Annotated in this window: 15 protein-coding genes, 1 tRNA gene and 1 other RNA gene; 3 read left to right on the forward strand and 14 right to left on the reverse strand. The window is 51.4% G+C overall.

The annotated features are described in order from the left end of the window. Positions 1-165: 165 nt before the first annotated feature. From IO95_RS03070 to bcsR, 7 genes are all read right to left on the reverse strand, one after another. The gene (locus IO95_RS03070; protein ID WP_023490490.1) at positions 166-1,653 is read right to left on the reverse strand and encodes an EAL domain-containing protein; all 1,488 of its coding nucleotides are present in this window, start codon (positions 1,651-1,653) and stop codon (positions 166-168) included. A gap of 149 nt (positions 1,654-1,802) precedes the next feature. After that, positions 1,803-5,270 carry a cellulose synthase complex outer membrane protein BcsC gene (gene bcsC, locus IO95_RS03075; RefSeq protein ID WP_023490491.1) on the reverse strand — a complete coding sequence of 1,156 codons (3,468 nt, stop codon included), beginning with the start codon at positions 5,268-5,270 and terminating at the stop codon, positions 1,803-1,805. Beyond that, on the reverse strand, positions 5,252-6,364 hold the full coding sequence (gene bcsZ, locus IO95_RS03080; RefSeq protein ID WP_037383791.1) for a cellulose synthase complex periplasmic endoglucanase BcsZ: 1,113 nt from the start codon (positions 6,362-6,364) through the stop codon (positions 5,252-5,254). The genes bcsC and bcsZ overlap by 19 nt, the downstream gene beginning before the upstream one ends. Before the next feature lie 5 nt (positions 6,365-6,369). Continuing rightward, positions 6,370-8,679: a cellulose biosynthesis cyclic di-GMP-binding regulatory protein BcsB gene (gene bcsB / locus IO95_RS03085; RefSeq protein WP_037383794.1), complete on the reverse strand. Its 2,310-nt coding sequence runs from the start codon at positions 8,677-8,679 to the stop codon at positions 6,370-6,372. A gap of 67 nt (positions 8,680-8,746) precedes the next feature. After that, positions 8,747-11,359 carry a UDP-forming cellulose synthase catalytic subunit gene (bcsA, locus tag IO95_RS03090; RefSeq protein ID WP_023490494.1) on the reverse strand — a complete coding sequence of 871 codons (2,613 nt, stop codon included), beginning with the start codon at positions 11,357-11,359 and terminating at the stop codon, positions 8,747-8,749. Then, positions 11,356-12,093 (reverse strand): cellulose biosynthesis protein BcsQ, encoded by a 738-nt coding sequence (bcsQ, locus tag IO95_RS03095; RefSeq protein WP_023490495.1) that lies wholly within the window; start codon positions 12,091-12,093, stop codon positions 11,356-11,358. Before bcsQ ends, bcsA begins: the two co-directional genes overlap by 4 nt. Before the next feature lie 3 nt (positions 12,094-12,096). Further along, the gene (bcsR, locus tag IO95_RS03100; RefSeq protein WP_051791083.1) at positions 12,097-12,318 is read right to left on the reverse strand and encodes a cellulose biosynthesis protein BcsR; all 222 of its coding nucleotides are present in this window, start codon (positions 12,316-12,318) and stop codon (positions 12,097-12,099) included. Positions 12,319-12,642: 324 nt separating this feature from the next. Here bcsR and bcsE point away from each other — a divergent pair, with 324 nt between their 5' ends. Genes bcsE through bcsG form a run of 3 tightly spaced genes read left to right on the forward strand, consistent with a single transcriptional unit; the run spans position 12,643 to position 16,066 of the window. After that, complete coding sequence (gene bcsE, locus IO95_RS03105) at positions 12,643-14,211, forward strand: cellulose biosynthesis protein BcsE (RefSeq protein WP_023489107.1); 1,569 nt, start codon at positions 12,643-12,645, stop codon at positions 14,209-14,211. After that, the gene (bcsF, locus tag IO95_RS03110) at positions 14,208-14,405 is read left to right on the forward strand and encodes a cellulose biosynthesis protein BcsF (protein WP_023489108.1); all 198 of its coding nucleotides are present in this window, start codon (positions 14,208-14,210) and stop codon (positions 14,403-14,405) included. Before bcsE ends, bcsF begins: the two co-directional genes overlap by 4 nt. Before the next feature lie 2 nt (positions 14,406-14,407). Beyond that, positions 14,408-16,066, forward strand: a complete 1,659-nt coding sequence (gene bcsG, locus IO95_RS03115; RefSeq protein ID WP_023489109.1) for a cellulose biosynthesis protein BcsG — start codon at positions 14,408-14,410, stop codon at positions 16,064-16,066. Positions 16,067-16,134: 68 nt separating this feature from the next. Here the strand turns inward: bcsG and dppF are convergent, their stop codons facing one another. From dppF to IO95_RS03145, 7 genes are all read right to left on the reverse strand, one after another. Next, positions 16,135-17,127, reverse strand: a complete 993-nt coding sequence (dppF, locus tag IO95_RS03120) for a dipeptide ABC transporter ATP-binding subunit DppF (RefSeq protein WP_023489110.1) — start codon at positions 17,125-17,127, stop codon at positions 16,135-16,137. After that, positions 17,124-18,104 (reverse strand): dipeptide ABC transporter ATP-binding protein, encoded by a 981-nt coding sequence (dppD, locus tag IO95_RS03125; RefSeq protein WP_023489111.1) that lies wholly within the window; start codon positions 18,102-18,104, stop codon positions 17,124-17,126. Before dppD ends, dppF begins: the two co-directional genes overlap by 4 nt. Before the next feature lie 13 nt (positions 18,105-18,117). Further along, positions 18,118-19,020, reverse strand: a complete 903-nt coding sequence (dppC, locus tag IO95_RS03130) for a dipeptide ABC transporter permease DppC (protein WP_023489112.1) — start codon at positions 19,018-19,020, stop codon at positions 18,118-18,120. A gap of 11 nt (positions 19,021-19,031) precedes the next feature. Next, positions 19,032-20,051, reverse strand: coding sequence for a dipeptide ABC transporter permease DppB (dppB, locus tag IO95_RS03135; protein WP_023489113.1), 1,020 nt, complete (start codon positions 20,049-20,051; stop codon positions 19,032-19,034). 195 nt (positions 20,052-20,246) lie between these two features. Then, the gene (gene dppA / locus IO95_RS03140) at positions 20,247-21,854 is read right to left on the reverse strand and encodes a dipeptide ABC transporter periplasmic-binding protein DppA (protein WP_023489114.1); all 1,608 of its coding nucleotides are present in this window, start codon (positions 21,852-21,854) and stop codon (positions 20,247-20,249) included. 722 nt (positions 21,855-22,576) lie between these two features. Next, positions 22,577-22,706, reverse strand: a non-coding RNA gene (locus tag IO95_RS23825) — RtT sRNA. 32 nt (positions 22,707-22,738) lie between these two features. Then, a tRNA-Pro gene (locus tag IO95_RS03145) sits at positions 22,739-22,815 on the reverse strand. Positions 22,816-22,883 lie beyond the last annotated feature (68 nt).

The following is a 22,883-nucleotide window of genomic DNA, read 5'->3' on the forward strand; positions in this document are numbered from 1 at the left end:
TACCCAAGTTCAGCAAATTTCATAAAGTGGGGGATAAAATTCGACATGAGTCATTGAAATTGGCGATAGGATAAAGGCAATGAACGGCTCTGTTGATATAAAGTTATGATATATGTGAGCATTAACACATTGAAAACAGATTTGGCCGATTTTTTACCAACAAGATCACAGTTTTTTTACACTAAAAAAGCGCTGTTCAAACTCCTCCTTTGGCAGCAACTGACCAAACAGCGGCCCCTGACCACGGCGAATCCCCTGTTGCAGTAGCCATTCCCGTTGCGCCCCAGTGGCAACCCCCTCCGCCATCATCGGTTGGTGAAACTCAGCAGCAACACGACTCACCGTCTGTGTCATTGCCTGATACTCTGGCACACCAGCAATAACCTCAGCGGCGATTTTAATCGAATCCCATGGCAAATGCTTAAGGCTGCTGACATTGGTCGCATCGATAACCACCAGTACCACCCCCACCCCCAGCTCACGCAGAGAGCTCAGTTGCGCTTGAGTGGCGTCAACATCGTTATTACACGCCGTTGCGGTGATTTCCAACCACAGTTTGCCTGGATTAATTGAACATTTTGTCAACTGTTGCTTCAGGAGGGGGACAAACTCTGGCTGCTGTAACTGCAGTGCCGAGACTTTCACCGCCAGCGGCAGGGCAATATCCTTGGCTTGCCAGTTAGCCAAAATGCGACACGATTCAGCCAGCATCCAGTTGCCAATGGGAACTATCATCCCCCGACCTTCGACCAATGGTAACAGCGCTGCTGGCAAGATAGCCGTGTCATCCTGCAACCAATAGGGAAAAACTTCCGCAGCGATCACTTGCTGGGTCTGCATATCCCATTGGGATTGTAAAAACAAGGCAAACCGACGCTGCTCAAACGGCGCAGTCAACAACAATGAATCGAGTCCAGATGTCATGGCATTGCGGGAACTCGCCAAATGCGCCTTAACCATCGCCTGCTGGTTGCGATTATAATTACGCACCAGCGCCCCTAACTCATCATCGTGATGTTGGGCGGGTAACATCAGTTGGTGGTAAAGCAACGCCTCTTGCGGAACATTTTCCAACTCACGGACCATGGCACGCAACGGATGCACCAACAACCGGTTAATACACCAGGTAATAGCAACGGACAAAATTAGGGTAAGTAAAAGATAAGTCGACAACATCATAGACAGCGTGCTGAGGATAAACTGATACATCCGGTATGAATCAACCTGGAGTACCAGATAAGCCAATGGCTGACTATTGGCAGTAATCGGCTCCGAGGAATAAAGCGGCATTGAGACCTGTATTGGCAAGTCAAAAATACGCATCACCAGAGCGGGGACCGGGCGCTGAGCGGTGAAATCAGCATGTTGAACCTGAAACTGATTGGGCAACACAATATCTGCCCGAGAGAGAATACCGATTGGCGGCAGTGTATTAAGCAAATTTTGGGTTTCCGGCATATCCATACGCAGCACCGCCTGCGCCAAGGGTTTATGCACCGAGTCAGCGATACTTTCCATCTGCTGGCTATAATCAACCCGCTGCTGCTGTACTAAATGGAACAGCTGAATGATGATAAAAATGCAAAATGTCACCAGCGCTACACCCGACACCGTCGCCATCTGCTTGATTGTTAATGAACGCCTGACACGCAAACCCGTTCTCCACTATTCAATTTCATGCCGAATCATTATCCAAGCGATAATGGTATTGGCAGCACCCAATGGCTCGGCTGATTAATACACGTGGGTGTAAATTAACCACAGGGTAGCAAAACTACCCGCTAGATGACACACCCAATATTCTACTTAAAGTCAGCGTAAGGTGTCAGTGGTTGCGGTGGCATATCGAGATCACCCTGCCAGCCATCAAACGAGTAACGTAAATAGAGCAGCATATGGCTCGGTGTATAATCTTTTGCCTGTTGAATATCAATCCCCGCCCCCGCCGTCCAATGAGAGCTCAAGCGGCGTTCGATAATCGCCCGCAGCGTGTAACCGATACCGGAAGAGGTACTGCCGCTTTCTATCGCCGCTTTATCTGGCAGCGAATCAGGGATCAATCCCTGTAAGGGATAACGTCGCTGATCATCGGTTTTAGTATGGGAAATCGACACGCCCCCCCCCAGTTCCCATGACCAGTTCTCGGTACGCTGGCGGTAATTTATCGGCACCGACAACGACATAGACTCTTGCGGGCTATAATAGCCCCCTTGCCCCAAAGAGTAGCCACTCAAATCCTTCTGATAGTGCAATAACGTGCTACTCAACCCAATGGAGAACCGGCGGTTATCTTCATTGATCACTTTGTAGTAATAACCCGCCATCAAGCGTTGACGCTGGTTATTCTCCACATTTTGTCCGGTGAGTTGATTAGCGCTAACATCCGCCCATACGCCATGATCGCCACCCCGGTCATAACTGCCACTCAAGTAGATTCCTGTAGCCCGCACGCCACCCCAGGTAATACCGGTATTAGGATCACGGGTCCCGCCAAAAGCCAGCAACGAACTGGCCATCGGCCGTCGTGATGCGCCCAACGTCCAGCCAATATTATTCCAGTCACCACTGTAGGCGACACCGCCCACCCAATCGACCACATCAAACCCCAGTGGGGTAGTACCGATATCCGCTTGCCAATGGTCGTTTGCCCAACCCGCTGCCACACTGGTACCAGTAGCGTCCTGACGTAGATCACTGCTGCAACCTACGGTATTACACGTACCAAAGGTTTCAAAGTGGCTGCCATTATTGGTATCAAAAGTTCCAGCTCCTAACTGCACAGTATCGGTACGCAAGAAAGCACGGCCATCATACAGAGGCATATCCACCTGTAGCATGGTGTCGTGTGCCTGAAAATTCGAAATCCCCCCAGTCCCGCTTGAATGCCAGTAGTCATGATCGAGCGTGACCTTAACATCCTGCTGACGATAAAGGTCGGCTGCATCGGAGCGAATACCACGTTTTAACCAATCGTCGGTGGCATTGCTACGTGTCAAACGCGTGTAACTGTCATTGTCCTCTGGCACCGTTGGCGTGATGCCGCTGGCGACCATCGCCTGCTGGTAATCCTGTTTTGCCGCTTCTGGCCACTGCTGAGCCTGTTCAAGCCGCGCCACATCACGGTATAGCAAGGCTTTCTCCTGCCCGTTTGGCTGTTGCTGGGCAGCCGTTTTCTGCCGCGTAAAAATATCCAGTGCGGCTTGCGGCTCTCCTACCGCCGCCCAGGCATTGGCAACCTGACGCTGAGTATTAATTGAGTCATCGGCTATCGGTGGAGTCGCTTGCAATTTCTGCCGCGCCTGGCTGAGTTTGCCTTGCGCCACATAGGATTCAATTTCACCCAGACGAGCATCCGGATTATTGGGGTCTCGCTCAAGAACCCATTGATAACTCGCCAGCGCTTCATCATAAGCCTCTCTTTGCTGCGCCCAATCTGCCAGGGTCAGTTTGATGCGACTCTCTGTTGGCTGTTGACTAAGATAGGCCATCGCCGCAGGTTCATTACCCGCAGTACGAAGTTTCTCGGCATGATCCAGCACCGTCTGCATCTGTAACCGTTGCGCCATTTCGCGCATATTATCGTCCCACTGCGCTTGGGGTAACCTGTTCAGATGTGCCAACGCCTGGGTATCGCGATCACTACTCGACAAATAGAGCGCATAGGCATAAATCTGTTGTGGATCATTAGGGTGCTGCTGTACTAAGCGGTGAAACAGCGTATCGGCTGGCTGCTGTTGCCCCATCTGGCGCAGCGCTTGCGCATAGCGGTAAGTCAGCCAGATATCGTCTGGCGCTTTCTGATAGGCTTGCTGATATTTTTCTATCGCCTGTGACCACTGCTGCTGCTGCACCAGCTCATCCGCCTGCTGTTTCAACATGTCCAATTGCAGTTCATCAAAGATGCCACTCACCTTGGTCTGTTGCTCTCGGGGCAGACGATTAAGATAGTCCAACGCCTTTTGCGGAGACTGCCGTTGATAAATATTAACCACCCCCCGTATAGCACTCTCACTCGCCGGGTCCAAACGCAACGCCTGCTGATAATAGCGCTCTGCGCGGCTATCGTCTTTTTCAGCCACCGCCACATCACCCAAGCCAATCAACGCATAATTATCACTCTGATCAATCTGCCGTGCCTGCTGATATTTTTGCTGTGCCAGCGGCAGATTATTGGCTTTCAGTGCCTTGTCACCCGCATCCACCGTCATCCAGTAACGGGTGCTCTTGATCAGGCTCTGCCATTTGTCGCTATTATTGTTACCCTCTACTTTCGCCGCCTGCTCAAACAGGCGCAAAGCTTGTTGCCGGTCACCCGCACGGGAATAAGCCAGCCCCAGAGCACCCAGTACTTCAGCATCATTGGGGGTGCTGGATAACGCTTTTTTCAGTTCAGGGATCGCAGTGCTACTGGCGCCTTTCTCCACCTGCGCCAAACCGGTTATCCGTGCCTGATAGGCAGGGTCAGCCAGCAAAGCCTGCTGCCGGGCTAACTCTGGTTGCGCACTAACCGCCTGATCACTGCCAGCAAAAACCTCAATAAAGCGTTTTAATGCCGCCACACTCTGCGCGCTGACGGGTATTTCTTTGGTTTTCGCCAACCACAAATCAGCGGCAAAAGTACGTCCATTAGGGTCAGCGGCAACCTGCTGCAATAGCTCATAAGCCTGCGCATCCTGCCCTTGGCTAAACTGCATCTGCGCCAGCGCCATACGCAGGGTTATATTGTTGGGATATTGCTGGTCCAGTGCCTGTAACTGCTGTATCGCCACTGCTTCCTGGCCGGGTAACCTAGCCACCAGCCGCCAATACTCCGTTGCCAGATCGAGTGTGGGTGGGGGGCCATTAAATAGCTGATCGTATTGGGCTTTGGCTTCCTGCAAATGACCGGCGGTGGCCAACAAACGCGCCTGTTGCAACTTCTGACGCGTTTCGGGCTGGGTCATCAATAGGCTGATTTCTGCCTGGCGGTAAGCCGCCGATTGTGGTGCCAGCTGTTTCAGCTTAGTCAGCAGTTGCTGCGCCAATGCCTGATTACCCTGGCGCAATGCCAAACGTATACGTGCGGCGATCACCTCCGGATTATCCGGCGCCATCAACTCAAGGCGGTAAAGTGACTGACTGACCAAATCATCTTTATTACTCGCTTCGCCGATACGTACCTGTTCCAGCAGCCATTGCTCAGGCGCAACGGTTTCCGCGCTCTGCGCCTGCGGCAATAGGGCCAGGCTTAACGGTAATAGGCTCAGCCAGCCTAGTCTGTAGTTACGCATTTGCTGCCCCAAGAGGGTAGAAGTTCACCCTGACGATTAAAACGATAACGTTGTTGATCCCAACCCTGGCCAAACAGAATCAAAGAAGCACTAAAGTAGGCATCACTCGGTAATGGATCCGCTAGACGCTGGCGTTGTTGAGCCAGTACCGCAGGCTGGGTGGCTAACAGCGGGAGTAGCGCGGCAGAGAAGCCAACCGGGCCATAACCCGTGGTTTTACCCGTAGCGGTATCCGTTTCTTCGGGTGGCACACCAAGCTGGGTGGTCATCTGCACCATCGGCTGGAATTGTTTCACTAGTGCCACTTTATGCGGGTCTTCATCTGCCAACATGCCCGCCCAGAGATAAACGCGGATAGCGTTATAACTGCCCATATTGGGATTAACCTCATCCGCTTGCCAACCTTTGTCAGCTTGCCAAATCACCCAATCGGGTGAAAAACCCTGTGGCGCGGTCTCCAACAACAAGCGCTGGTTACTTTTCTTCATCGCTTTCCAGGGCCCATTAAAGCGAGCAAAACGTGCCAGGAGTTGTGGCGGTAAATAACTGGGATTGAGCCGCCAACGTTCTTCAGCCACAAAGCCCACCTTGCCCGGTAACAGCATCTTCCCTAAATCGGGAATATCTACGACCTCTTCACGACCAATCCGTTGCAACAGCAATCTGCCCACACGTTGGTAATGATGGTTTTTCCACAAGCGCCCGGCCTCCAACAGGTCATAAGCCAGCCACAAATCAGCATCCGACGCAGAATTACTGTCCAACACCTGCCAATGATTTTGATCGTTCTTCCCCCACAACCAGGCAGGCAGATGGGCCGTCAGGGAGCCAGCAGACAGGTTGTTTTCCGTCCATTTCAGCAGTTTATCGAACGTTGCCCGATCATTAGCCACCAGAGCAAAGAACATGGCGTAGCTTTGCCCTTCTGAGGTAGTTACCAGATTTGGGCTACTGGGATCAATCACCCGCCCATCATCGCTGATGTAAAACTGCCGGTATTGCTGCCAGGCCGGCCATTCACAGGCGGTTGCCGTGTTGACGGCACACAGCAGCAATACACCATACAGCAGACGTTGCAGGCAACCTCCCGTCATGGCCATCAATCCCTATCTTCAGGTGCCAAACGACGACGGCTGAAAGCCCTCAAACCACGCCGCAGCAACAGCGCCACGATGATCACCACAATGGCCGCCATAACGGCCAGCAATATGGGGTGTGTCGACAGGGCATACCAAATGCGCTGCCACCATGGCAAATGGCCCACATAGTAAATATCACCGACACGTAGGCTATTGACACCCGACTCACGGATCACCGCCACCGAACCAAATACCGCCTCACGTTTGCCACTGTCGAGCAGCGCACTATTTAATAATTCATAACCGCGCGGGCTGTCCGCCAGCAAAGCCACTATGCTACGTTGATCATGGAACGGGGATTGCACGCCAATAATCGCCGACATGGCACCTGATGAACTGATGGTCGTTTTGCTCTCAGGTGTTGCATCATCCTGCTGTATTTCCATCTCTGGCAGCGGTAACTGGCGTACCGGGCTTTTTACCCAGCTCAAGGTTGCGTCCACCAACTGATTGATTTTGCTGTCATCCCGCAGTTCTGGCGGAATGGTACCAATCAGCAGAATATCGGCATCTTTATCTTTGGCCTGTGACCAGTCATCGGTTAGCGTAAAAGCCAATGCTGGGTAACCGGTTTGCGCCCCGATATTGCCTAATGCATTAAGCAATGCACTCACCTGGGCAGGTTGCGGCTGTTTGTTCACCAGTACCAAAGTTTGCGACAGATCCGCCAAACGGCTGAATGGGAAACCCGCATTGGCGAAGGCCCGCAAGTCAGGCATGGTGATAAAGTGGTGATAACCAGAAAAATCGATGGTGGAATTGCCGTCGATCACCGCACGGTTAGATACCAGTGAATAGGTTTCACAACGCCCCTCTTCACCACTGGCCAACAACGTCAGGTAGTCGAAGTCAAAACGCATCTGGTTAGTCGCCCCCAGCTTCAGTGCCGGGATACTGATCTCTTTAGCGTTATCAGTCAGCCCCTGTAACAGTGGTAAACGCAATAACTGCGCACCCTGATCCTTTTCGGGGAGCAGGGGGTAGGATTGCACAAACTGATTATTCAGGCTGATATTCAGGCTTGAACCATTCTGAACACGTGGGGCGGTATAGCGGTATTTCAACTGCATATCAATGCCGCTACTCTGCAGCAGGAACAAGTCAGGCGGCAAACTGATTGATAGGTTGATCGGCCCTGGCTCAAGGCCAGCAGTCTGAAGCTGAGTTGCAAATTGCTGTAATTCACTGAATTTCACTGGCCGATCCGTTCGCACCCAGTTCGGTGCATCATAAGGCTGACGGGGGAGCAGTTGTTCTACTTTATCCACCGTCAAGCTCTGGCCACGAAACAAAATACTGCCCTGAGCAATGCCTTGTACTGCGGTGATCAAATCATTGTCATCACGCCCCAGTACCAGTAACAATTTCACATAAGGGTTATCTGGGTGGTTAATCATCTCCACCGTAGGCCCATTCACTGCAGGGAGGTCCTTCAGGAAATCCGGGCGCTGTTGATTAGTGGCAAAGACAATCGCGTGCTGATCAGGCAGCTTATTAAACAACGTAGGGAATGATTGACCACGCCACTGCGCCTTGGCACCAAACCAAGAGGCGAGGATCCCGGCTGCACGCTGTTGTGCCAAATCCGGCTCGCCAGCAAAGACCATCGGCAGGGTTAAGGGTCGGTTATCCCGGCTGTCAAAGAACGGTACCGGGAAATGAGAAAGCTCATTCTCCAATGGTAGTTTCTGGAAACGCAAATTCAACGAGCTGGACTTACCCACATCCAACCATAGCGTACTGTTCGCCGGGTTTTCACAAATGTTCTGATAATGGCCGATAAACACTAGGCGTACACGGTTAAAATCGATGATATAACGCGGATCAATGGGCATCTGGATATGGTTTGACTTACCCAGTTGATCTTTGGCAATAGCAACGACCCCCATCAATTCATCATTCAGATAAACCTTAACCTGTGAATACAACGGGATCAGTGCAGGGGAAGGAGTAAACTCCAGATCCAGCGTCGCCTGTGAAACCACTTCATCACTGCGCACCCCGAACTCAATCTGCCCTTCAGGACGCGTGCCCCGCAAGGTAAACGTTCCTGGCGGCGGAGCAACATCGGCAAAGTGGAGTTGCACATCACGTACAGGTGCATTGGACGCGGGTGTAACCGGCGCATTCATCGGAATGGTGACTGACCCTTCCACCGCCGTGGTAACTTGCGGTGGCTCAATCGAAATAGGTGCAGTGACAGTTTCCGCCTGAGACAAGGTACTGATGCCTAAAGCCAATGCGGTGAACCAATTTATTTTTTTTGTCATCGTTTCATCATCATCAAAGTTATCGCCAGCTCGCCAGGCAAGCGAACCAACAGTTTCAACACACAGCCTATGCCGCTGCTTCCTGTTCTGCTGCAACCCGGTTTCTCGCTACACCATGAGGAATAAATGACATGATCCACAGCGCCAGCGAGGTGAAACCAACCAAAATTTTACGAATAATCGGTGGTGCATAATCCGCCATGTGCTGATAACCATGGAGGCCCAATAGCAAAACATCACGCAAACTGCTTGCCGGTTTATCTTCCGGGTATTCATCCTGCCACAGTGTCCAGGTATCAGCACGGGCAAAAGTACACTGAATAAATTCGATATTTTGTTGCGTTGAGAGAGGTAACAGGCGAAAACCGGCATACAGGCCATTAGCTCTGGTCACTACGCAGGGGAAAGTGAACTCCTGCTGACCCCGCTTGAGGAGCAAGGTGACCGGGTCCTGCACGTTAAACGGGGCCGACACGCGCATTTTTACCCCGACCCCACCATCCGAATAGTCGTGCAGTGTACAAGGGAACAGGTGCCCATCGGCACGGGCGACTGCCGCAGGCATACTTAACTCTACCCGGTGTGACTGCCGCACCTGCTTGGCTTCCACCGCCACCGCCATGGCACCACCCAGAATAATGATGTTATAGATCACCCACACCAAGCTGATAAACACCGTCATCGTCTCATTGGGTGGGCCGTAGAATAGTCGCCAGAACCCAAACAGCAGACCGGCAAAATTAAACATCACCAGAATCAGATACGGGCGGCTGATCACCCAATCCACATGGTCCTGATCCACCAGCCCGCCTTTAGCCGTCACATTGAATTTACCTTTATGTGGGCTAAACAATGCCACGGTGGTTGGCCGGGCGATATACCAGGCCATCACGGTTTCATAGATTTCACTCCAGAAAGAGTGGCGATATTTCCCCTGAATACGCGAGTTCGTCAGGCTGGCATGAATCATATGTGGAATCACAAACAACGCAATCATCAATGCGGGTGCAAAAATGATATAGGCATGGAATAACAGGAACGCCAAAGGGGCGGTCAGGAAGATCAAACGCGGAACTCCGGACAGAAAATGCAACATCGCGTTGACATAACATAACCGCTGCACCAGTTTCAGTCCTTTCCCTAGTAACGGGTTATCCAACCTGAAAATTTGCACCATGCCACGGGCCCACCGAATACGTTGGCCAACATGGGCAGACAAGCTTTCTGTCGCCAAACCCGCCGCTTGCGGAATACGAATATAGGCTGAGGTATGCCCCTGGCGATGCAGACGCAGCGAAGTATGCGCATCCTCTGTCACGGTTTCGACGGCGATACCGCCGATTTCATCCAGTGCGCTACGCCGCAGAATGGCACAAGAACCACAGAAAAAAGTGGCATCCCACATGTCGTTACCATCCTGCACTAGCCCGTAAAACAGCGTGCCCTCATTGGGTGTCTGGCGAAAACGCCCCAAGTTGCGCTCAAACGGGTCCGGCGAGAAAAAATGGTGTGGCGTTTGTAACATCGCCAACTTTTTATCCTTAAAGAACCACCCCACCGTCAATTGCAGGTATGAACGGGTTGGCACATGATCACAATCGAAGATGGTGACCAATTCACCGGTGGCATAACGCAAGGCGTTATTGATATTGCCGGCTTTAGCATGTTCATGGGTAGGCCGTGCGATGTACTTCACCCCGACCTCCTCAGCAAACTGTTTAAACTCAGGGCGATTACCATCATCAAGAATGTAGATATTCAATTTCTCTTTCGGCCAATCAATCCCCAACGCCGCATAAACAGAAGGCTTGACGACGCTCAAATCTTCGTTGTAAGTGGGGATCATCATATCCACGGTTGGCCAGGTGCTGATATCATCCGGCATCGGCACCGGTTGGCGGTGTAACGGCCAAATCGTCTGGAAATACCCCAAAACCAGCACTATCCAGGCATAAGTTTCTGCCAGCAGCAGCAGCAGGCCGCAAATCAGGCTGAGGGGATCATCCCAGTTCAAGGTGGAGCTATAACGCCACCACATATAACGGCCAGAAACCGTGAAGGATAAAACAATTAGCATCAGGCTGGGGAAACGGCCCGGTACTCGCCGCACCACCATGGCGATACCCCAGAGTAAGAGGACAAACACAAACTGGGTAAAATAATCGAAAGGTTGCGAGATACAGAGCAAGGCTAACAACCCGGCTACTACGCTGGCCAGAATAAATAACCAGCGCCGCACCGGTTGGCTGAGTCGATTAATACGCTGCGCCGAACGCTCCTCTACCCCTGATGCCTTCAGGCGACGAGGCAAACGATGCAACCCATTGGCGTAACGCACTTTTAGCTTGCGCCAACCCATCGATAAGTAAGAAAAATAACGCCCTATTGGCGAAGGGCCATTATGTGTGATTAACAACCACACCACCTGCAGCAAATAACGCAAAATATCTGCCGGGCGCGGCCGATAAGGGGAAATATGCGGAAACCAATAGGTCCGTGCCGCACGTATTTCTTGCCAAGCGGGTGATTCAAACCGCAATAATACCCAGCCTAATACCACCAGCAACGTGGTAAAAAACGCGCTGAATGCAGATGACCCCGCACGACGATAAGAGCGATAACGCCCTTGCATCCGCTGATAAACAGGGGGCACCAACAACCAGCCCATTACCCGGCTCATCGCGCCGAACCCTGTAGATTAAGCAAGCACCAGTTGGCCAAGGTTAATACTTCATCGGCCGCCAGGCTTTCTGGGCGATATTCACCCAGTGGTTGCTTCATCGCCAGCGCTTCGGCCAAGGCTTCATCACGATGGATCACCAACGGTAACAGCCCCTCCAGGGTTTGCAGCCACAACTGATGCAGATCCTGCTGTAACAGGCTGGCAGCGGAGTAACCATTAACCAGAAAACGACAGGCTGCGGGCATCGGTTGCTGATAGAGGCGCGCATGACAATTAGCATCGGGACTCATGAGCTGAAATACCGTATCCGCCAGGGCCAACTGTTGTTCAATTACCGGGGTATTCCCCGCGGGCATATCCAGCAGGATCCAGCGATAGTGGCCAGAAGCACGCACTTGCGCTAAAAAGTCGCGCCAGCGCTGCGGCGCTTGACGCTGTTGCTGATCAATGCTGCGCTGCTCCGCCAAATTCAAACCACCGAAGGGCAAAAAGTCGAGGTTTTCACAGTAACGCATCGCGCCCTGCTGCCACGCCACACCCTCTAGCTCAGCTCGCGCCCAACCACGGTTGAGCCCAACTGGTGTATTAAAGTGCAAGCGCAGTAAATTATCCGGCGACAGATCAATCGCCAGCACAGACTCCCCTAACTGTTGTAATGACCAAGCCAGTGCTGCCGTTATTGATGTTGTACCAATACCACCACGCACCCCCTGCAGTGCAATTACTGGCATAACTCAAGCACTCCCAGTTTTGTTTGCCAACTCTGCCAACTTAGTTAGTTCTGACAATTCAGACAACAATGGCCAGCGAATCATCATTTTTGTTAGTCGTTCTTGGCGTGAAATATCGATATAGCTCAATTTCGGCAAAGAAAATGCCTGACTTAGCGCCTTAAGATCATCCGGCATTTCTTGTAGAACGTTAGCCTGAAAAATCGTCGACTCATCATTATTCATCTTGCCGCCTTAAAATAGGCTAATGTTAAGTATATTCGAAATAATCCCAGTTGCCTGACGACAGTTTAAGAATAGATCTCAAAATTAAGTCATTGAGCAGCCAACATAGACATAAAGGTCACTTGAAGTATATAACAAGCTTTATAAAAAAAACTGTCATCAGATGAATCTTAGCAGATAGACTATAAAAAATTGAAGTTACCTGTCAGTGGTGACAGTCAGTAGTAATAGAGTGTGCCTTACATGAAGTTAAGTCTTATCACCCACAAAGATCAACCAGGGTAACGTCTGTAAACTGTTTAATTAACAAGTAGAATAGACCATATGGCGCAATATTTTTCTCTAGGTATCCGACACATTTGGCAAGAGCTGTCGGAAATGCAAGCCCCAGGGTTCTATTGGGTGAATGCTGATCGCCAGCGCGATGCGGATTTGCTTTGCCAGCAAATCATCGCCGCCCAAGAAGAAAGTCGCTCATTGGCCCTGATTTGTAGCGGTGACCTACCGGATCAACAGTGGGCAGAGCACTTGTCTGCCGCTAGGCTGAAAAAGTGCCCTTGGTATACCTTACCGGAAAAAAAGGCCGCACTCTGGCACTTGACTGACGATTTGATGCGCGCGCTAAGGCCGAAAAACCGGCTGCTGATCCTGCTGGCTCATGCCAATTTATGGCAAACCTTCACCAGTCAAGAACTGCAATCCTGGGGTAACCAACTCAATAGCTGGTTAGAACAGCAACAATGCACGTTGTTGGTCCTCTGTTACGGTAGCGGTGTCAACAAGCTTAAGGGGCAACTCGGCGGTGAGCATCGCTTGCTGCATGGATTAGCCAGCCTGCAGTGGCAACAGGACCACGCCCAATATCTGGTTAACTGGTGGAGTACAGAAAACAGCATCCAAGCCAACCAGTCATTCACTCTGCTCAGCGATGAGCTGGGCTGGCAAGCAAAAGAGAATAATAATCAGCCCTCACCGACCCTCGAGCACAACGACAGTAGCCGCTACCTGGCAGAGAAACGAGTGTTGGAAGGGGCGCCTGCGCTGTCAAGCAATTGGCAGTTACTGGAAAATAATACCCAAGTGATGCAGCTCGGTATGGAGGCCACCGCCGCCACGCTGATTTTTGCCTTGTACAAAACTGATGAAATTGACCCGTTAGCGCAGCATATCCATAGTTTGCGCCGCAGCCGTGGGGATGGTTTGAAGATTGCGGTGCGCGAGATGAGTGCCAGCCTGCGCTACAGTGACGAACGGCTACTACTCGCCTGCGGCACTAATTTGATTGTGCCCCATGTCGCACCGCTTTCCACCTTTTTGACCATGCTGGAAGGTATTCAGGGCCAGAGATTATCGCGCCATATTCCGCAAGATATCAGCGCCCTGATTGCCGGGGTGCGTCCATTGCAATTAAAAGGTTATCTGCCACCAGAAGAGTTCAACAAAGCCGTGTTATCACTGATGGAAAATACGCTATTGCCGGAGGATGGCAAAGGTGTGATGGTCGCTTTACGCCCCGCCCCAGGGTTAACTGCTCGCCAGTCGATGACGCTGTGCCATCAGCGCCGCTATGGCGATATCATGACGGTGGCACAGAATCGGTTATTCCTGTTCCTGTCCACCTGCCGCATTAACGATTTGGATACCGCGTTGAAGTTTATTTTCCGTTTACCCGTAAACGAAGCATTCAGTAACCGGATAGTATGGTCACAGGATATCGATATTACCGCGCAAATCAGGCTACTGACTCAAGATATTGGGCTATCATTTGACGATAGTCAGCCGGAAGTCAAAGTTACCAAACCAGCGGTAACCGTAGCAGAGGCGGCGGCGGTTGAACGCCGTGACCCGGTGCCGATTACACTCTTGAGCCGTGAGCCGGAGGGGGGGGTATGAATGGCATAGACGATATCGTGCAATTAGTGCTGCTGTGCGCAATCATCTTTATTCCTGTGGGATACGTGCTACACCGTCGTCTCCCTAACTGGCTGCGAACCTGGCAGAATTTACTGTTATCTCCACGTTATTTGAAACCGGCAAAACGATCGGGAAACAAAAACGTGGCCTCTCAAGGCGAACATAAAAAATAACTATGACTGATAAAGAAATCACGCAACCTGATAATACGCTATGGCGCTATTGGCGTGGCCTTGGCGGCTGGAATTTTTATTTTTTGCTCAAGTTCGGTCTATTATGGTTTGGTTATCTGAACTTCCATCCACTGCCTAATTTGGTGTTTATGGCATTCTTGCTGATGCCCATCCCCTCACTAAGGTGGCACCGCTGGCGGCACAGGATTGCCATTCCTATTGGTATCGGTTTGTTCTATCACGATACCTGGCTGCCCGGGGTGAGCAGTATTATCAGCCAAGGTTCACAACTGGCCGGTTTCAGTGCCCACTATATGCTCGAGCTGACCCTACGTTTTATCAATTGGCAAATGATCGGGACGATTTTTGTCTTGCTGGTGGCTTATCTGTTTATCGCCCAATGGCTACGGATCTCGGTGTTTACCGTTGCTGCGTTGGTTTGGTTGAATCTGGTCAATATCACCGGCCCGGCAGTATCGCTGTTACCCGCGACCAAGCAGGCGGCGATGGTCCCTGAGACACCTGCGACACCTGCGACACCTGCGGCACCTGCGAGTAACCAACCTGCCGCCAATGCGCCCCCCACTAATGAGAATCTCAACGCCTACCTGAACCAGTTCTATGGCGAGGAGCAAAGCCGAGCGACCACCTTCCCAGCCAGCTTGCCGACCGATGCTCAGCCTTTTGATGTATTAATCATCAATATTTGTTCACTTTCGTGGTCTGATCTGGATGCGGTCAACCTGCGCAACCATCCGTTATGGGCGAAGATGGATATTCTGTTCACCAACTTTAACTCGGCGACCGCCTATAGTGGCCCGGCCGCCATACGACTATTACGTGCCAGTTGCGGCCAACCCGCCCATAAAGATTTGTATCAACCGGCCAGCCAGCAATGTTATCTATTTGATAATTTGGCTAAATTAGGTTTTAAACAGCAACTGATGCTGGATCACTCAGGTGTCTTCGGTGATTACCTAAAAAATCTGCAGGCCGATGGTGGTCTGCAAGCGCCACTTATGTCTCAAGCTAACATAAGTCACGAACTCACTTCATTTGATGGTGAACCGATATATAACGACCTGCAATTACTTAACCAGTGGCTTGAACAGCAGAAAAATGAGGGTAATGCCCGTACTGCGACCTTCTTTAATACCATCCCGTTACATGATGGCAACCGGTTTGTCGGTTCCAATAAAAGTGCCGACTACCGGCCTCGGGCACAGATGCTGTTAGACCAGTTAAACACCTTCCTGGACGAGCTGGAAAAGTCGGGGCGCAAAGTAATGGTAGTGTTTGTACCAGAGCACGGTGCGGCGCTAGCGGGTGATAAAATGCAGATGTCAGGTTTGCGTGATATTCCCAGCCCAAGCATTACGCATATCCCGGTGGGCATCAAACTGGTGGGCATGCAGGCACCACATCAAGGCAGCCCGCTAGAGATTACAGCCCCCAGCAGCTATCTGGCACTGTCTGAGCTGATCTCCCGCTTGGTGGATGGTAAAGCGTTCACTGCGGCCAGCGTTAACTGGCAAGCACTGACGGAAGGCCTACCTAAAACTGCCGCGATCTCTGAAAATGATAATGCCATCGTCATTCAGTACCAGGGGCAACCCTATATTCAACTGAATGGCGGTGATTGGGTGCCTTATCCGCATTAAACCATCTTGCTGGGTATACATGACAAAGGGCTCAAACGAGCCCTTTCTTATTGGCAACCCAATCTGTTTTAAGACTCGGCGCTTTCATCCTGATCAACAGCAAAACAGGCCACCATTTGGTCACCATACTGCCGCAACTGCGGTTGCAACTGGGTACAGCTACCGAAGGTTCGGCTGCAACGCGCATTGAACGCGCAACCAGGCGGTGGGTTCATTGGGCTCGGGAGCTCACCGGTCAGTTTGATACGTTCACGTCGCATATCCGGGTTCAGCCGTGGTGTTGCCGAGAGCAACGCCTGGGTGTAAGGGTGACGCGGATTGTTGAAGATAGCCTCTTTACTGCCCTTCTCCACACAACGGCCCAGGTACATCACCATCACTTCATCAGCAATGTGTTCCACCACCGACAGGTCATGGGAGATAAAGACATAAGACAACCCCAGTTCCTGCTGCAGATCCATCATCAGATTCAGTACCTGCGCACGCACCGAAACATCCAGTGCAGAAACAGGCTCATCGGCAATCACCACATCCGGGTTAAGCATCAAGCCACGGGCAATGGCGATACGTTGGCGCTGACCACCAGAAAACATATGCGGATAGCGGTCATAATGTTCCGTTTTCAGGCCGACTTTCGCCATCATCTCCAGCGCTTTTTCACGCCGTTCAGCACTGCTTAATGAGGTATTGATCAACAGCGGCTCTTCCAGAATCTGCCCCACCTTCTTGCGCGGATTCAGCGAGCCATAAGGGTTCTGGAATACAATCTGGATCTTCTGGCGGCGTAACTTATCCGCCGTGACATCCGGCTTGAGCAGGTCTTGCCCTTGGTAGTAGAGCTCCCCCCCGGTGGGCACTTCGATCATGGTCAGTAGACGGCCTAACGTGGACTTACCACAGCCAGATTCACCAACCACGGCCAGTGTCTTGCCGCGCTCAAGGGTAAAGGAAACGCCATCCAGCGCTTTTACCAGCCGTTCTGGAGCAAACATCCCCTTCTTGACCGGATAATATTTTTTCAGGTCAATCGCCTGCAATAAAAAAGGGTGATTCTGACTCATTCGGTTGGTCTCCCCGCATCGTCCAGCGGTGTATGACATTTAACCTGGCGGCCGTGAACAGTTTGTAACTCCGCCTCTTCTACACGGCAACGTTGATTCGCATAAGGGCAACGCGGGTTCAACATGCAACCCTCTGGCCGATCATATTTACCCGGAACCACACCAGGCAGTGATGCCAGGCGCGCCTTATCGGTGGCAAACTCCGGCAATGCACGGAGCAGCGCCTGAGTATAAGGATGACGCGGTGCGCGGAAAATTTCCGATGACTTACCCGATTCCACCACCTGCCCGGCATACATCACGATGATGTGATGTGCCGCTTCCGCCACCAAGGCCAAATCATGGGTGATCAACAGCAGTGCCATATTTTCACGCTGTTGTAATTCCAGGAGCAGTTCAATGATCTGCGCCTGAATGGTCACATCAAGGGCGGTGGTCGGTTCATCAGCAATCAGCAGCTTGGGCCGACAGGCGATCGCCATGGCGATCATCACACGCTGGCTCATGCCACCCGAAAGTTGATGGGGATAAACATCCAACCGCGAAGCAGGATCAGGGATCCCCACTTGGGTCAGTAAGTCAATGGCACGCTGGCGACGAGTCCGACGATTGCCCCCCTGATGCACCTTCAAGGCTTCCATGATCTGATAACCGACGGTGTAACAGGGGTTCAAGCTGGTCATCGGGTCTTGGAAGATCATCGCGACTTCAGAGCCCACCAGATGACGACGCTCTTTTTCAGAAATTTTACGCAGATCCTGGCCATTGAACTCCAGTTTATCTGCCATTACTTTGCCGGGGTAATCAATCAACCCCATAATCGCCAATGAACTGACCGACTTACCAGAGCCAGATTCACCGACAATACCCACTACCTGCCCTTGCTCCACACTGTAGCTAATGCGATCTACCGCACGGAACGGCGCATCATCATCACCGAAGTGCACCGAAAGCTTTTCTACATTTAATAATGCCATGATCGGTTCCTCGTCACTGCTTCAGTTTGGGGTCGAGAGCATCACGCAAGCCGTCCCCCATCAGGTTAAATGCCAAAACCGTCAGCAGAATTGCCACCCCAGGGAAGGTCACCACCCACCAAGCACTTTGTGCAAATTGCAACACATCGGAAAGCATCGTTCCCCATTCCGGTGTCGGTGGTTGTGCCCCCATCCCCAGAAAGCCGAGTGCGGCCATATCCAGGATGGCGTTAGAGAAACCAAGAGAAGCCTGTACGATCAACGGTGCCAGGCAGTTTGGCAAAATATTGACAAACATCTGGCGCATCGAACCCGCGCCCGCAACGCGAGATGCCGTGACATAATCACGGTTTACTTCTACCAACACCGCCGCACGGGTCAAACGAATGTAATGCGGTAAAGCGACAAAGGTGAGTGCCAACGAGGCGTTGACAATTGACGGGCCAAATACCGCTACCAGCACCAAAGCCAACAGTAAGCTTGGCAGCGCCAGCATAATATCCACGACGCGCATGATGATGGCATCCACCACCCCGCCAAAATACCCGGCCAACATGCCGAAAAACACACCCATAATCAGCGAAAGCACCACCACCAGGCAACCTACCAGCAGTGAAAGCCGAGCACCATACATCAAGCGTGACAAGACATCACGCCCTACATCGTCAGTGCCCAAAAGATACTGCCAACTGCCCCCGTCCATCCAGACTGGCGGTTTGAGCAAGGCATCTCGGAACTGGTCAGCAGGGTCATGCGGAGCCAGGAACCCTGCCCCTAACGCCACCACCAACATAATGATGATATAAACCAGACCGACAACGGCCCCTTTATTGCGCTTAAAATAGTGCCAAAACTCCTGGAAGGGGGTCATTGGCTTCGGCGCGCCTTTCACTACAGACTCGGTAACTTGAGACATCAGAGCGCCCCTTATTTCTTGTGGCGAATACGCGGGTTAACGATGCCATACAGCACGTCCACCAGCAGGTTAACCAGAATAATCATACAGGCGACCAGTAATACGCCCCCCTGAACCACCGGGTAATCACGACGTTGCAGCGCATCCATCAACCAGCGCCCCAAGCCAGGCCAGGAGAAGATGGTTTCAGTCAGGATAGCCCCCGCCAGCAACGTACCAACCTGCAGACCAATCACCGTCACCACCGGTAGCAAGGCATTACGCAACGCATGTACCACGATCACCCGCATACGGCTCAGGCCTTTGGCGCGCGCGGTACGAATATAGTCCTCACCCAGCACTTCCAACATCGAGGAACGGGTCATACGCACAATAACCGCCAGAGGGATAGTACCCAACACAATGGCAGGCAGGATCATATGCATCACGGCATCTTTAAAATCGCCCGGCTCCCCCCAGATCAGGGTATCTATCAACATAAAACCGGTCAGCGGCAAGCTCTCGTCGAGGAATACCGTATCGCTTATCCGCCCCGAGACCGGGGTAAGATTAAGCTGCACCGATACCAGCATGATCAACATCATGCCCCACCAGAAAATCGGCATCGAATAACCGGTCAATGAGATCCCCACTGCCGTGTGATCGAAGACTGAACCCCGCTTAACCGCTGCCAGCACCCCCACGGGGATACCCAGCATCACGGCAAAAAGCATTGCGCATAAACCCAGTTCCATCGTCGCCTTAAAACGGGGAACAAACTCTTGCCAAACGGGAATTCGGCTTTTGAGGGATAAACCCAAATCGCCCTGTAACACGTTGGTCACGTAAGTGAAATATTGTTGATAGAGCGGTTTGTCCAACCCCATCTCTGCCATGAGCTGAGCATGGCGTTCAGCGGAGATACCGCGCTCCCCGGCCATAATGGTCACCGGATCCCCGGGGATCATATGGACAAATGCAAAAGTCAGCAATGTAATGCCGATAAACGTTGGGATAACCAACCCCAAACGTCGGAGTATGAACTGCAACATATCCCGAACTCTCTGTATTCTGTATAAAGAGCCCGACAGCGCATCGTCTGCCGGGTTTATTAAAACGCACTGCACGACATCTTCTGGAGACAGGAAGGCAGAGGCGTAACATCTGGCCCCTGCCTAATAACATCCTGCTAATTTCAAATGACAACCAGGTGGTCAGGGCAGAAGAGACTCTGCCCTGCATCGGGTTTAATCCAGAGAAACATTCTCAAAGTGGTGCTTACCAAGCGGATCAACCACATAGCCCTTCACTTCTTTACGCACGGGCTCGTAAACGGTTGAGTGGGCAATAATCAATGCCGGAGCCTGCTCATTCATCACCACTTGCGCCTGCTTGTAAAGTTCTACGCGTTTTTCGTGATCAGCGGCAGAACGAGCCGGTTGGATCAGATCTTCAAATGGCTTGTAACACCAGCGTGAGTAGTTAGAGCCATCTTTTGCGGCAGCACAACTGAACAGCGTCGCGAAGAAGTTATCTGGGTCACCATTATCACCGGTCCAACCCATCATCACCGCCTGATGTTCGCCATCTTTGGCACGCTTGAGGTATTCGCCCCACTCGTAAGTGACAATCTTGGCATTCACGCCAATTTTCGCCCAGTCAGACTGGATCATTTCGGCCATGCGGCGGGCATTAGGGTTGTAAGGGCGCTGTACTGGCATTGCCCACAGTTCAACAGTGAAACCGTCTGGCAGACCCGCTTCCTTCAGCAGTTCTTTCGCTTTGACAGGGTCATAAGCATAGTCTTTAACCGCATCGTTATAGCCCCACATGGTCGGCGGGATCAGGTTCTTGGCAGCTTGACCCGCCCCCTGGTAAACCGCATCAATGATGGCTTGCTTGTTAACCGCCATGGTCAGTGCCTGACGCACTTTGACGTTATCGAACGGTTTTTTCTCAACGTTGAACGACAGGTAACCGACATTCAGACCAGGCTGTTCCATCACGTTGATGGTTTTGTCCTGCTTCATACGCGCGATATCAGCCGGGTTGGGATACGGCATGACCTGACACTCGTTTTTCTGCAGTTTGGCATAACGCACAGCGGCATCTGGCGTGATGGAGAACACCAAGCGATCGATCTTCGCCTTGGTACCCCAGTATTCCTCAAAGGCTTTGTAAAGGATCTTCGAGTCTTTCTGATATTGCAGCAATTGGAACGGACCGGTGCCAATTGGGTTGAGATCAACGACTTCTGGCTTACCTGCTTTCATCATATTGTCAGCATATTCCGCAGACAGAATGGAGGCAAAGTCCATACCCAAGTCAGCCAGGAATGGTGCTTCAGGACGCGTCAGGGTGAAACGCACCGTGTGGTCATCAACTTTTTCGATCTTGCTGATCAGATCCTGCATCCCCATCCCTTGGAAGTATTCATAGGTGCCGCCAGAGACCTTGTGGTAAGGATGGTTCGGGTCAAGCTGACGCATAAAGGAATACACCACGTCATCAGCATTGAAATCGCGAGTAGGTTTAAAATCTTTGCTCGATTGCCACTTCACGCCTTGGCGCAAGTGGAAAGTATAGGTTTTGCCGTCTTCGCTGACGTCCCACTTCTCTGCCAGGCCGGGTTCCAGTTCGGTGGTGCCTGACTTGAACTCAACCAGGCGGTTATAGATCGGTACTGCACTGGCATCATAGGTGGTACCAGAAGTAAACAACTGCGGGTTGAACCCTTCAGGAGAACCCTCTGAACAGTAAACCAATGTTTTTGCTTGTACGCTTGCCGCTACAGTCAAGGCAATCAGCCCAATACCGCATTTCAAAATTCCTGATTTTCCCAAGGAACGTATCATCGCTCGTGCTCCGTATGTGGTGTGTGTATGACTGCCAGAACCTCTATTTTTTATTACGCTGTCTCTGTGCAGTTAGTCATCGAATAAAGTATGAAAATGCTGGGTGGAACGCATCACAGCAAAACGTCCGCCTGTTCAGGATATCTGCAGGCAGCCGTCAGTTTTATCCGTCAGTTTACCAAATTGCCAACTGTTTGTGGCGGCGTCAATATAACCGGGATGAATTTATACGTAATATGTGAAACAACAAACAAACATAAAAAAAACATAACAGCAACATGATAAAATTAAAGTCTCAATTTTTACTAAAATCCAGTTCAGCCAGCTAAGAAAACAGCATAAACCCAGAATTAATAGCCAATCAAAAAACCAAAATTTTATTGATGAAAGAAGAGCATCTAAAAGATTATTTTTTCATTATAGCTGAAAAACAGGATGAAATGCTGAGGGCGGTGGGCAAAAATCAGTCGGACATCAAGGTGCTGCTGCTACTCAGCTGATTCATGTTACGGGGAAAAACATACTCCGTTTTGAACCGCGCTTTATAGGGCAGTAAGGCAGCAAACAAGGACATATTCAAGTTCACTGGGCAGACACACAGAGGATAGCTTAGGAATCGCTGGTCTTCCCCAAGATTCCAGGCCGTTTTGTCTCATCCTCTTAAACGACAGGCTTAAACGACAGGAGAAAAAAAACCTGCTAAAAAGCAGGTTTTTCAAATTTGGTCGGCGAGAGAGGATTACTCGCATCTTCGATGCTTGCCCTTCGGGCCGTTGCTGGCGCAACGTGGTCTCGCTTCGCTCGGCTCAAACCTCCTTCGGAGGTTCTCATCCTCTTAAACTATGGGCGAAAAAAAACCTGCTAAAAAGCAGGTTTTTCAAATTTGGTCGGCGAGAGAGGATTCGAACCTCCGACCCACTGGTCCCAAACCAGTTGCGCTACCAAGCTGCGCTACTCGCCGATGCGGGGCGCATATTACTGCTGGGTATCATGCTCGTCAATCACTTTTTTGACCCGCCCCTAAAAGTG

It is taken from the genome of Serratia sp. DD3, from assembly GCF_000496755.2.

Coding starts and splice junctions, on each gene's coding strand:
- bcsC (WP_023490491.1), bottom strand. CDS start 5,270: ATGCGTAACTACAGACTAGGCTGGCTGAGCCTATTACCGTTAAGCCTG.
- bcsZ (WP_037383791.1), bottom strand. CDS start 6,364: ATGACGGGAGGTTGCCTGCAACGTCTGCTGTATGGTGTATTGCTGCTG.
- bcsB (WP_037383794.1), bottom strand. CDS start 8,679: ATGACAAAAAAAATAAATTGGTTCACCGCATTGGCTTTAGGCATCAGT.
- bcsA (WP_023490494.1), bottom strand. CDS start 11,359: ATGAGCCGGGTAATGGGCTGGTTGTTGGTGCCCCCTGTTTATCAGCGG.
- bcsQ (WP_023490495.1), bottom strand. CDS start 12,093: ATGCCAGTAATTGCACTGCAGGGGGTGCGTGGTGGTATTGGTACAACA.
- bcsR (WP_051791083.1), bottom strand. CDS start 12,318: ATGAATAATGATGAGTCGACGATTTTTCAGGCTAACGTTCTACAAGAA.
- bcsE (WP_023489107.1), top strand. CDS start 12,643: ATGGCGCAATATTTTTCTCTAGGTATCCGACACATTTGGCAAGAGCTG.
- bcsF (WP_023489108.1), top strand. CDS start 14,208: ATGAATGGCATAGACGATATCGTGCAATTAGTGCTGCTGTGCGCAATC.
- bcsG (WP_023489109.1), top strand. CDS start 14,408: ATGACTGATAAAGAAATCACGCAACCTGATAATACGCTATGGCGCTAT.
- dppF (WP_023489110.1), bottom strand. CDS start 17,127: ATGAGTCAGAATCACCCTTTTTTATTGCAGGCGATTGACCTGAAAAAA.
- dppD (WP_023489111.1), bottom strand. CDS start 18,104: ATGGCATTATTAAATGTAGAAAAGCTTTCGGTGCACTTCGGTGATGAT.
- dppC (WP_023489112.1), bottom strand. CDS start 19,020: ATGTCTCAAGTTACCGAGTCTGTAGTGAAAGGCGCGCCGAAGCCAATG.
- dppB (WP_023489113.1), bottom strand. CDS start 20,051: ATGTTGCAGTTCATACTCCGACGTTTGGGGTTGGTTATCCCAACGTTT.
- dppA (WP_023489114.1), bottom strand. CDS start 21,854: ATGATACGTTCCTTGGGAAAATCAGGAATTTTGAAATGCGGTATTGGG.